Source organism: Kitasatospora sp. NPDC058032, assembly GCF_042885845.1.
Classification (GTDB): domain Bacteria; phylum Actinomycetota; class Actinomycetes; order Streptomycetales; family Streptomycetaceae; genus Kitasatospora.
In genome coordinates, this window is sequence record NZ_JBHVRK010000037.1 from 51154 (window position 1) to 61523 (window position 10370).

The following is a 10370-nucleotide window of genomic DNA, read 5'->3' on the forward strand; positions in this document are numbered from 1 at the left end:
CCGCTACCTTGCAGGTCAGAGGGGGTGGGGAGGTAGCGGCAGTGGTAGCGGTAGCGGATGGGGTGCGGTCAGCCGGCGGTGGTGAGCCCGGCCGGGACGGCGGCGGGCACGTCCTGCTCGGTGGTGGCGGATGCCGGGTCGGTAGCCGCTACCGCTACCTCTTCCGCTACCGGAAAGAGGGTCCTGACCTGCGCGGTAGCGGAGGTAGCGGGGGTAGCGGCAGTTTCGGGAACGGGCGGGCAGTAGCGCAGCCACGCGTCGGCGAGGTCTTCGGCGTAGTAGCCCTTGAGGACCGTTTTGGGGGCGGTCTTGATGTTGCGGGTCTTGATGGGCTTGCCGGCGGCGGTGACGTACTCGCCGAGCATCTGGGACAGGGTGCGGGGGGTGAGCGGGCGGCCGTCGAGGTCGGCCCACGGGGCGTCGTCGAGGTCGTTGAGCTTCTCGACCAGGACGTTGCTGAGCACTCGCTCGGTGCCGTCGAAGACGGCGCGCACGTCGGTGAGCAGGCGGATGCCGAGGGATCCGCTGTCAGTGTCCTGTGCGGCCTTGACCATGTGGAGGCAGGCGGCGCGGGCCCGCTTGGGCCAGTGCCCGCCGGCGGCTTCGGCGACGGCGAGCAGGGGTTCCCACACGTCGGCGGGCCGGTCGTTGACGCCCTCGGGCATCTCGGGCCACGCGCCGTCGACCTTCTCGCGGACGGTGTCGGCCCAGGTCGCGAGGCGGTCGCGCAGTACGTGGCCCTCGGGAACGTGGATGCGCTCGCGGAAGGATTCGACCTTCTCGTTGGGGGCGCGGCGGCGCATGCGGATGACGATCGAGCGGCCCATGATGGTGTCGGGCAGGTCCCCGATTCCGGCGAGGGCGAGGGCGGCGTAGACGGGGAACTTAACGACCTTGTGGGTGTCGCCCTCGCGGACGCTGCGGGTTACGCCGCCGGTGCGGCGGTAGCCGGAGTTGATGAGGCCGCGCAGGTCTTCGGCGCCGGCGGCCTTGGGGCCGAAGACGGTATCGACCTCGTCCCACAGGATGGTGGGGCGGCCGGCGTCGTCGCCGGAGATGGAGCGGAACAGGGCGCTAGCGGAGATGTCGTTGGTGACCATCGGGTTGGGGACGATGGTCTGGGCGATCTCCAGCACGCGGGTCTTGCCGCTCTGCGGTTCCGGGGAGAGCAGGGCGAGGCGGGGGGTGGTCTCGAAGCAGTCCATGAAGTGGGTGTGGGCGTCCCACAGCACGAGCGCGACGTAGGCGTGTTCGCTGGGCAGGGCGTTGAAGCGGCGGTGGTGGCGCTCGATCTCGTCGAGCAGGGCGGCGCCGTCCTCGATGGGGGTGACGGCGTTGGTCGAATCGGTCATGCTGGCCTCTCTGGTTCTGAGCCGGAGCGGAGCGGCCACCGGGTCTTTGACGGGATCGGTGGCCGCTCCGGCGTGCTCGGGGTGGCTAGGTGAGGTGGGAGCCGGCGGCGGCGAGCCCGCGGCTGACGGCTCGGGTGGCGTAGGGGCGGGGGACGCCGACGGACACGGCGGCGTCGACGAGGTCCTGCGCGAGGGTGTCGAGGTGGCAGGGGCCGGGGCAGCAGGTGTGCTGGGCGGCCAGGAAGCGGGCGGCGCCGAACGCTTGAGAGCCGGCCCCGCTTTCCTGGCGGGCCCGGATGAGGTCAACGCCCCGGGAGAGGCCGGTGCGGACGTAGCCCTCAGTGTGACGGCATCCATGGCCCGCACTCCGGGACCACCGGCTGGCGGGGGTGGAAGAGGCCACCCGGCCGGCGAACGGCGCGGGGGTGGTGTCTTCTTTGGCCGCGAGGGCGCGGACGGCGTCGGGCAGATCGGTCATGATACCGGCGCCTGCTCCGAGCCAACGTGCGTAGTGCATGCGGGACTTGATGTCGACGTTCAGCCGGACGTGGTTGGCGGAGTTCATGACGCCCCGGTAGATCCAGTGCTGTCCGCGTGTGGTGGACACGGTGATCGTCGGGGGCAGAGCGGCACGTGCCCACGCTACGGCGTCCGCGCTGTCGAGGTCGACGACGGTGACGCCGGCACCTCCGGGGTGGTAGCCGACGGCGGCGGCCTGCCGCCAGGCGCGGGCCCACGCCGGACTGGTCAGGATTGCGGGGTCGAGGGTGGCTGCGGCCCAGGCGTGGCAGGGCAGCGGGCAACGGCACGGGCCGGGAACCTTCATGTTCGATCGGCCCCCGCACGCGATGTCCGCGCAGACCCGACAGTTGCGCAAGGGGCGCTTATTCGCGCCGAGCGGCAGCACGGGGATGCCCCGGGCGGCGAGCCAGAGGGCGAGTTGCAGCAACGGGGGGAGGGTCACGCGGCCTTCCCCCGGTGGCGCCGGCCGTTGGCGGGCGTGGTGAACAGGTTGTCGGGCACGGGTTCCTCGGGGGAGGCCACGGCGGCGGGACGGAGCGGCGCCGCATGGCCCGGGGTGACCGGGTCCGGCACGGCGACGGGGGTGTGCTGCTCGGCGCAGACCTTGTGTGAGGGCCTGCGCTGGTCGTCCCGCAGCGGGGTCTGCCTGCCGCACCAGCGGCAGGGCAGGGTGCGGGTGCGGTCGAAGTGATGGGCCTCGCGCCAGTCGAGGGCTGGGCTCATGGTGTGTCAGTGGGCGGGGTGCAGGTCGATGACCATGGCGGTGGCGTTGTCGGCCCCAGCGGGGTCGGTGCGCACGGCGAGGTCGGTGAGACGCTGGGCGACGGCTTCGGGGGTGCCGGTGAGCACGGGCGAGGGGAAGCTGGACCCGTCGCGGTGCCGAGGGGTGCCGTCCGGGCTGGGCGGGGGCAGGGTTCCGGCGTGCTCGTGCGGCAGGTAGGCGCCGTCGGAGGCGAGCAGGAGTCGCCGCAGGCCCAGCCGGGGGCCGAAGTCCACGGTGACGGCTTCGATGGCACCGGTGAGGAAGCACAGCGAGGACGTCAGGTAGTCGTGGGCGTCGGGCTCGGGTTCGAGGCCCTCGCGGCGCTGCTTGGTGGCGTTGTTGTGGTCGGTGGTGAGCAGGTGGGCCCGGCCCCGCTCGGCGAGGTAGGCGCGACAGTCTCCGGCCCACGCGATGTGCAGGCGGCCGGCGGGGGTGAGGACGGCGACGATCGCGGCGGCGTCCGCCGGCCAGCCCTCCGGGTGGTCCAGGTGGGCCCGGTCGGCGTGGAGGGCGGGCCGGATCTGCCGGATCGCGTCGCCGGGGTCGCCGAGGCGGGCCGCTGTGCGGGCGAGCCTGAGGGCGGTGGGGCCCACCCAGGCGGCGGTGTGCGCGCGGTCGCCGATGCCGTCGAGCAGGACCCACGCCCGGTGACCGGTGCTGGGGTTGTCGTGGAAGGCGGTGGCGTCGGCCTGGTGGGTGCGGCTCCCGATGTGCTGGGAGGCCGTCTGGTGGGTGGTGAACACGGGGCGTCTCCTCGTGCCGGCGGGCTGGACGGTCCAGCTCCCCTCACCACCCACCTGCGTGGGTGGGTGGGTGGATCGGGCAACTGCCGTACGGGTAGTGCGAGGAGGAGGCCAGCCCGGGTGGCTAGAACGGCGGCTCGCTGGAGTAGACGGGCGGGGTCCAGCCGAAGAGGCGGAAGGCGATCCAGCCGGGGACGGGCAGCAGGCGTCGGACGCGGTCCAGGTCCCAGCAGGTGCAGTGCCAGTACTCGGTTCCGGCGTACTCGCCGGTGTCGTCGGCGTAGTGCTCGGCCCACCCGCCGCGCCCCTCGCAGTCGGGGCACTTCGGGTCGGGGGTGTCGGTCAGCTCGATCGCGGGGTGGGGCCAGGGGTTGAAGCGCAGTCGCAGGCGGGCCATGGCGGTTCCTCCGGTCATCGGTTGCGGTTGGTGACGTTGACGTGCACGTTCACGGCGCCCTGTCCGCCGCCGCCCCGGCCGCCGCCGGTGGTCTTGGCGAGGGCGTAGGCGCCGACGCCGAGCGCGGCGAGGCCGCCGACGCTTCCGGCCGCCGCCGCGACAGCCTGGACCGCGTAGCCGATGCCAAGGCCGCCGGCGCCGAGGGCGACGCCCCCGGCGAGCAGGCGGGCGGGCCACGGGTCCCGCGCCGGGACCGGGTTGGTGGCCGGGGGCGGGGTGGGCTGGTAGACGGCGGTCGGCGTGAGGGCTGGGCCGTGGGCGACGGGGGCGGGGGCGGCGGGGTGGTAGAGGGCGGGCGGTGCGGTGAGGGGCGGGGTGGGGGTGAGGTAGTAGGGGGTGCCGTCCGGGCCGTGGAGCACCGGGGCGGCGAACGGCTGCTGCGGGGTGGTGCGGTCCATCGGGTTCTCCCGTCGGCAGGGGGCCGAAGGATTTCCCGTCGTGGGGCCGGAGCTCCGGCTGTCGGACGGGAGATCCTTCGGTTCGGGTGGGTGGAGTCAGTGGCCGGAGACGAGTCGGATCACGGAGGAGAGGAAGGTGTTCACGGGTCCGGCGAGGCCGGTGGAGGCGAGGGTGAAGCCGGACAGCCAGAGCACGAGCGCGGTCGGGAGGGAGACGCGGCGGCCCCGGATGAGGAGGGCGGCGATCACGGCGAGCAGGGTGGTGGCGGTGACGGTGACGATCACGGGTGGTCCTCTCGCGGGTCGGTCGAGGGGGGTGTTGGGCGGGCGGCGGCTTGTCGTCCCGCTTGTCGCCCGGCTTGTCGTGTGGCTTGTCGCTTGTCGCTTGTCGTGTGCGGCTTGTCGCTTGTCGCCTCGCAGGTCGCAAGGGGGGTCCGGGGCGCGCGGCGGCCCTGGACCCCCTCTCGCGCGAGGGCGGACGACAGGCGACAAGCGGGCCGCTGTCAGCCCTCGGCGGGGGGCTGCGGAGCGTGGGTGTGGTGGACGTAGCGGGTCTTCGTTCCGGATCCGATCCGTACCGCCTCACCGCTCTCGGCCCACTCCTTGAGCCACGCGGCGATCGTCTGGCGGGTGGTCCCGAACGTCGGCTTCAGCACCTTCTCCATGGCGCTGGCGCCGGTGCCCTCGGGCCCGGCCTCGCGCAGCAGCGCGAGCGTGGCGTCCTTTGCGCCCGGGGTCTCAGGGGTGTTGCTCTCGCGGCCGGTGGACCAGGTGGCCGGGTCGGCCCAGTCGGTGCCGGGCGGAGTGGGGTCGGCTTCGGTGCCGGCGGCGGGCAGGAGCCAGATGGATTCGAGGTCGTCGTCCGGGACAACGGTCGGGGTGGTGTCCCATCCGGCGGTGGCCTTCCACTCGCCGGCCGGAGCCGCGCCCGGCCCGGTTCCGGTGGCCGGGCCGCTGGCGGTGCCGGTCGTCGCGGCCGTGGCCGGGGCGGTGACGGCTTCGGTGCCGGCGGCCCAGAGGTGGCCGCAGCGCCCGATCAGCCAGCGGTCGGTGTAGTCGGTACCGGCGGCTTCGAGCGAGGGAGCGTCGAGGGCGGGGCGGCGGTGGGCGGTGAGCGCGCTGATCTCCTCGATCATGTCGGGGGTGATGCGCTCCTGGCGGGCCTTGGCGGGCTGCTTGCCCTCGGTGCCGACCAGCACCGACCCGGGCCCCGAGAAGCTGTCCTCGGCCCGCAGGGCGCGCCAGCCGAAGAGGTGCCCGAGTTCGGAGTCCTCGAACGCGCCGGTGGCGAGCCGGTTGGAGGCCATCTTGCGCACGAGCGGGTCGGGCATGACGTCCTGGGTGACGCGCAGGACGGAGACCACGGCCCGGATGGCCATGGCGCGGGCGATGCGGATGACCTCGGAGACGCCGGCGAGCACCTGCCGGGCCTCGCGGGTGGCGGCGACTTCGGCGCCCTCGTCCATGACGATGACGATCTCCGGAATGGTCGGGCCGACGGGCAGCTTGTCGTCGTTGGCGTCGCGCATGGCGTCCTGGTAGGCGGCCTTACGGCGCTTGGCGATCCGCACCGCCGCCGCCAGCATGCGTTTCGCCTCCTCCGGGGTCGACGCCACCCAGTCCACGCCCGGGACCGGGATGTCCGCGTCGGCCCACCGGGAGCCGGGCCGGTGGAGCTGGGCATCGCGCCAGGCGTTCAGCCACGGCAGGCCGATCGACCCCGCGTTGAGGTCGATCACCCACACGAGCGTGTCGTTCGTCTGGTCCAGACGGGCGATCAGCATGTGGAGCCAGTTGGTCTTGCCGCTGCCGGTGGGGCCGGTGACGATGGTGGACGCCTGCCGCAGGTCCATCTCCGCGCGGACGCCGTTGGACAGCAGCGCGACGGGGATCGGGTTGTTGACGGTCGTCACCTCGCCCATCTCCTCCACCGGGAAGGGGAGCGCGTCGGTGATGACCTTGGTGGTGACGTGGATGAGGACGCGCCGGCGGGAGATGCCGGGCATGACCTGAAGGCCGCAGCCGTCGGGCAGGTCGAGGTCGGAGCCGAGCGCTTCGGTGCGGTCGGTGATGGCCCGTCGGGTGGTACCGCCCTCGGGCAGCTCGATCTCCAACGTGTAGCCGGCGCCCGAGGGCCAGTGCTCGACCCCGAGGACGGTGACGTCCACGTTGCAGACGCGCTTGATGCGGTCGGTCCAGTCCGCGGCGACCTGCCGGCGGGCACCGATCAGCAGCAGGTGCTGGCGCTTGGCCTGCTCGACCTCCTCGTGCGCGGCGAAGCCGACCGCGAGGGTGCCGGCGGCGATCCCGGCGGCGGCGAGCGACCCGATCTCGGGCCACTGCCACGGCCCGCCGTGGGCGAGGGCCCAGGACGACCAGCCGCCGGCGGCCATCCAGCACGTGCTGCGGAACGACAGCGTGGCGGCGGTCAGGCGCTTGCGCAGGCCGGCGCCGATGGTGCCAATCGCCCCGGCGGCGCCTGCGGCGAGCGCCCAGGAGGCGGGCATGCCGGTGGCGTGTCCGAGGGCGGTGCTGGTCAGCGCGCCGAGCGTGCCGTTGAGGGTGCCGGACAGGACGCCGTGTCCGGCCTTCCAGTCCACCGTGGGGCCGGTGGTCTTGGTGGTCTTGGTCATGCCGTGGTCTCCAGCCGTACGGGGCCGGGCCGTCCACAGCCTGTGGACGGCCCGGCGGGGTTGCGAAAGGTCGGAGGCGGGACGGGGGCAGGGTCAGACGTTCCACTTCCGCTCGGCGTCCAGGCCGTTGCGGGGGTTCTCGTGGCGCTCCAGGTCCTCGGCGTGGGCCTTGCGGAAGGTGGGGGCGACCTCGCCGAGGGCGTTGACGACCGCGCCCATGGCCCGGTAGGCGGTGCCGATCTCCTCGACCACGGTCGGGTCGAGGGGCAGGCGCTCGGCGGCCTGCTCGGCGAGGACGCGCAAGACGTCCTGCAGCGTGGTGAACGCGGTGGGCAGGTCGTCGGCGAAGGTGCCGAACTCGATCATCGTCTCGGGGTCGAAGGTGGTCGCGGCCTGGAGCAGGACGTCGGCGGCGGAGGTGAGGTTGAACGTGCTGGTCGTGTTGCCGTCGAGGTCGGACACGGTGGGCTCCTTCACGGTGGACTTGCCGAGGGCGATCGGGGCGACGGCGGGGGTGGTGCCGGGGCGGGAGGGGCGGCCGAAGAGCTCGAACGCGGGGCCGTCGGTGCCGGGAGTGCCGGCCGGGCCGGTGACGCCGCCCGGAGTCGGGGTGGGGCGGCCGGGGATGTTGACGTACTGGGCGGGCACCGGCACGGACACCGCCCCGGCGCCGGTGCCGGGCGTGTGGGTGTCGGCGGGGTCGGCGGTGCCGAGGATCGCGGCGTTGCGGGCGTCGCGCACGGCGCGGGCACGGGCGGCCATCCGGGCCCAGGTGCGGCGCATGTGCCCGCTCACCTTGCCCTTGTGCCGCCAGTTGCCGACCGCCGCCGACGCGAGACCGACCAGGCCAGTCGCGGCGGCGACACCGGCCATCCGGGCCCGGTGACGCACGGCCGAACGCCGAAGCGCCTTCGCCTGCACCGGCGACGGACCCGACCCGCGCAGCACGCTGGGGCCCGTGGGGTGGGCTCCGGCGCCGGTCGAGGGGTCGATCCCGGCGGCCCGCTCCGCCTTGGCCTGCCCCATGGCGACCCGGCGTGCGGTGCGCTCGGCGACCTTCGCCAGCCGCTGGTCCCGCCGCACGGCCCGCTGGTCGACGGGCCCGGCGCCACTCCCGCCGCGCGGCTCGAAGCCGGGCAGGCGGGACGCGGCCTTGGCCAGGGTGTGCGCGGCACCGCCGTTCGCCCGGTGCCGCGTCTTGCCAGGCTTCAGGCCGGGGCCGCCGGCCACGCCGGACGACCCGGTCGCGCGGGCGGGGGACGGGAATCCGGCCGTTCGACCCATGGCGGAGGGTCCTTTCCGAGACACGGAGGAGGAGGCGGGAGCGACGGACGGGCGCCCACCGGAGGCCGCCGGACCGGCGGCGCGACCGGCCGAAAGGGTCCCGGTCGGCGCGTAACGGGCCGATCCGGCCGCCGAGTTGACTCCGCCCACCCTCGGGGCACGTCCGGCCGCGGTCGGGGCGAAGAGGCCACCCGGCGCGGCGGCGTGATGGGCGGCGGCGCGGCGTGCGGCGGTGTGCGGGGTGTGGCGGCGGGTGGTGCGGGACCGCCGGGCCAGGCCGCCGATCGCGGCGGCACCGGCAGCGGTGCCGGCCACCGCGAGGGCGACCGGGCCGCCAAGGGACAGCGCCCCGGCGACGGTGCCGCCGAGCGCGTTCGCCACGGCCACCGCGAGCGGCACCCCCGGAACCGCGGCCCCGGATGACGGGCCGGGTGGTGTCTTCACCGGCGGCGCGGGGGCGGGTGGCTGGTTCTGGGGGACGGTGGTGACCTCGACGAGCGCCGAGGTAGGCGGATCGGACATGATGCGGGTCTCCGGTTCTCTTGAGAGTGGCGGAGCCCGGGGTGGCCGCGTTGCTGCCAGGCGTTGGCGGCCGCCCCGGATCAGGCGGAGGCGATGAGTGCGGCGCAGGAGGAGACGGCGAAGCAGACGGGCCCGACCCTGAGCGCGGCGCTGGTCATGGTGGATTCCTGCTGGTCAGAGCTGGTCGGGCTCGATCGAGAAGAACAGGACGCAGAAGGCGTCGGAGATCTCCGGGAAGCGTCGCGTCATCAGCTCACGGATCTCCCGGAAGGCGGCGGCGCGGCTGGCGGGTTCGCCCGGCCGGGGGTGGAAGCAGCCGGTCTCGGTGACCGTGCTAAGGCCCCCGCCACGCCGGAACTGCAGCGTGATCAGCCACGTGTAGTGGCTCGGCTCAGCGGCCGTGCTGGTGGTCTTCATGGCGCTCAGCCCTTCTGCCCGGTGGCGGCGTGTGTGTCGGCCTTGCAGCGCTGCTCGTCCTCCCAGGCGGCCTTCTCAGTGAGGAAGGCGCGGTGGATCGGGTCGCCGACCGGGCACGGCTTCCCGTCCTGGCACGACCGGCAGGTGGCGGTGTGCTCCGTGGCGGCCTGGAAGGTGGCCATGTAGGTAATGAACTGCGAGTCCGCCGCGGGCTCGACCGGGACGACGGCGTTCCCGGTGGCGGTGCGCTCGACGACGGGCTTGTCCAGGTCGCGGTGGGCGACCCGGATGGTGAAGCCGAGCTTGGCGAGGCGGCGGGCGAGAGCGGCGGTGACGACGGCGGCGCGGTGCCGGCCGCCCGCGCAGCCGACCGCGATGGTCAGCGGCGCGTGGGCCGGCCCGGCGTCGTAGGCGTCGACCACGAGCGCGGCGGCGGTGACGGCCTCCCGGATGCCCGGGGTGCCCATCACCGCCCGGCGCACCGGCAGGTCGTACGCGGTCAGGTGACGAAGGGCCGGGTCGACGTGCGGGTCCTTGAAGTGCTTGCGCAGGTCGAGGGTGAGGTGCGCCTCGGGCGGGGCGCCGTGCAGGTAGCCGAAGCTGATGACCTCGATGGTGGTCACGGACATGACAGTGATCTCCTGGTGCTAGTGGCAGCGGAGCAGGTCAGGGGCGGGGGATCAGATCTCGTCGCAGCGCAGGCCGTAGCAGTCGGCGCAGATCGGGATGATCCACTCCTCGTTGTTGACGTCCTGCGCGAACGGGTCCGCGCACTCCTCGACGTCCCACTTGCGCTCGCCGCAGAAGTAGCAGGTCAGGCAGGGCATGGAGACTCCTCGGTCGTTCAGGCCGCGAGGGCGGCGGTGTCGGCGCAGGGCAGGCAGGTGCCCAGATGCGCGGGCAGCACGTAGCCGGCGTCGCGGCGGCACTGCGGGCAGGTGCGGCGGGCGGCGTTGGCCTTGGCGAGGGCGGCGGCCTTCGCGGGGGTCATCGCCCGCACGGGCTTGGCCCGGTCGATCCGGTAGAGGTAGGCGGCGCGCAGGCCCCTGCTGCGGCGCGAGCGCCAGCAGACCTGCGCGGCGACCTCCTGCCCGCCCGGGCGCAAGCCTCGGGCGCGGAGCTGGCGGCGGGTGAGCAGGGTGTCCGGGGCCATGCGCCACGGGTAGGTCGGCGTGCCGCCGTGCCGCTCGCCCGTGGGGTCCCAGGTCCGGGGGCGGCTCACTCGTCCTCGCCCGGGTCGTCCTGGGCGAGGGTGTAGTAGCCGGTCAGGGTCAGCGGG

13 protein-coding genes are annotated in these 10370 nt (G+C 74.1%); all 13 read right to left on the reverse strand.

Going from position 1 to position 10370, the window contains the following annotated elements:
- Positions 1-68: 68 nt before the first annotated feature.
- Positions 69-1352: a DUF3631 domain-containing protein gene (locus ACFVUH_RS34465; protein WP_387917451.1), complete on the reverse strand. Its 1284-nt coding sequence runs from the start codon at positions 1350-1352 to the stop codon at positions 69-71.
- Between the two features lie 85 nt (positions 1353-1437).
- A complete protein-coding gene (locus ACFVUH_RS34470) occupies positions 1438-2316 on the reverse strand; it encodes a bifunctional DNA primase/polymerase (protein WP_387917453.1) in 879 nt (292 codons plus the stop codon).
- Positions 2313-2597 carry a hypothetical protein gene (locus tag ACFVUH_RS34475; RefSeq protein ID WP_387917455.1) on the reverse strand — a complete coding sequence of 95 codons (285 nt, stop codon included), beginning with the start codon at positions 2595-2597 and terminating at the stop codon, positions 2313-2315. The genes ACFVUH_RS34470 and ACFVUH_RS34475 overlap by 4 nt, the downstream gene beginning before the upstream one ends.
- Positions 2598-2603: 6 nt before the next feature.
- Positions 2604-3380, reverse strand: a complete 777-nt coding sequence (locus tag ACFVUH_RS34480) for a protein phosphatase 2C domain-containing protein (protein WP_387917457.1) — start codon at positions 3378-3380, stop codon at positions 2604-2606.
- Between the two features lie 124 nt (positions 3381-3504).
- The gene (locus tag ACFVUH_RS34485; protein ID WP_387917459.1) at positions 3505-3777 is read right to left on the reverse strand and encodes a hypothetical protein; all 273 of its coding nucleotides are present in this window, start codon (positions 3775-3777) and stop codon (positions 3505-3507) included.
- Positions 3778-3791: 14 nt separating this feature from the next.
- The gene (locus ACFVUH_RS34490) at positions 3792-4235 is read right to left on the reverse strand and encodes a hypothetical protein (RefSeq protein WP_387917460.1); all 444 of its coding nucleotides are present in this window, start codon (positions 4233-4235) and stop codon (positions 3792-3794) included.
- Between the two features lie 96 nt (positions 4236-4331).
- A complete protein-coding gene (locus ACFVUH_RS34495) occupies positions 4332-4520 on the reverse strand; it encodes a hypothetical protein (protein WP_387917462.1) in 189 nt (62 codons plus the stop codon).
- Positions 4521-4738: 218 nt separating this feature from the next.
- Entirely contained in the window at positions 4739-6868 is a 2130-nt protein-coding gene (locus ACFVUH_RS34500; protein ID WP_387917464.1) for a hypothetical protein, read from the reverse strand.
- A gap of 93 nt (positions 6869-6961) precedes the next feature.
- A complete protein-coding gene (locus ACFVUH_RS34505) occupies positions 6962-8674 on the reverse strand; it encodes a hypothetical protein (RefSeq protein ID WP_387917465.1) in 1713 nt (570 codons plus the stop codon).
- 174 nt (positions 8675-8848) lie between these two features.
- Complete coding sequence (locus ACFVUH_RS34510) at positions 8849-9091, reverse strand: hypothetical protein (protein WP_387917466.1); 243 nt, start codon at positions 9089-9091, stop codon at positions 8849-8851.
- Positions 9092-9096: 5 nt separating this feature from the next.
- Positions 9097-9720, reverse strand: coding sequence for a hypothetical protein (locus ACFVUH_RS34515; protein WP_387917468.1), 624 nt, complete (start codon positions 9718-9720; stop codon positions 9097-9099).
- 51 nt (positions 9721-9771) lie between these two features.
- Positions 9772-9918: a hypothetical protein gene (locus ACFVUH_RS34520; RefSeq protein WP_387917469.1), complete on the reverse strand. Its 147-nt coding sequence runs from the start codon at positions 9916-9918 to the stop codon at positions 9772-9774.
- Positions 9919-9935: 17 nt separating this feature from the next.
- On the reverse strand, positions 9936-10313 hold the full coding sequence (locus ACFVUH_RS34525; RefSeq protein WP_387917470.1) for an RRQRL motif-containing zinc-binding protein: 378 nt from the start codon (positions 10311-10313) through the stop codon (positions 9936-9938).
- Positions 10314-10370 lie beyond the last annotated feature (57 nt).

Coding starts and splice junctions, on each gene's coding strand:
- ACFVUH_RS34465 (WP_387917451.1), bottom strand. CDS start 1,352: ATGACCGATTCGACCAACGCCGTCACCCCCATCGAGGACGGCGCCGCC.
- ACFVUH_RS34475 (WP_387917455.1), bottom strand. CDS start 2,597: ATGAGCCCAGCCCTCGACTGGCGCGAGGCCCATCACTTCGACCGCACC.
- ACFVUH_RS34485 (WP_387917459.1), bottom strand. CDS start 3,777: ATGGCCCGCCTGCGACTGCGCTTCAACCCCTGGCCCCACCCCGCGATC.
- ACFVUH_RS34490 (WP_387917460.1), bottom strand. CDS start 4,235: ATGGACCGCACCACCCCGCAGCAGCCGTTCGCCGCCCCGGTGCTCCAC.
- ACFVUH_RS34500 (WP_387917464.1), bottom strand. CDS start 6,868: ATGACCAAGACCACCAAGACCACCGGCCCCACGGTGGACTGGAAGGCC.
- ACFVUH_RS34505 (WP_387917465.1), bottom strand. CDS start 8,674: ATGTCCGATCCGCCTACCTCGGCGCTCGTCGAGGTCACCACCGTCCCC.
- ACFVUH_RS34510 (WP_387917466.1), bottom strand. CDS start 9,091: ATGAAGACCACCAGCACGGCCGCTGAGCCGAGCCACTACACGTGGCTG.
- ACFVUH_RS34515 (WP_387917468.1), bottom strand. CDS start 9,720: ATGTCCGTGACCACCATCGAGGTCATCAGCTTCGGCTACCTGCACGGC.
- ACFVUH_RS34520 (WP_387917469.1), bottom strand. CDS start 9,918: ATGCCCTGCCTGACCTGCTACTTCTGCGGCGAGCGCAAGTGGGACGTC.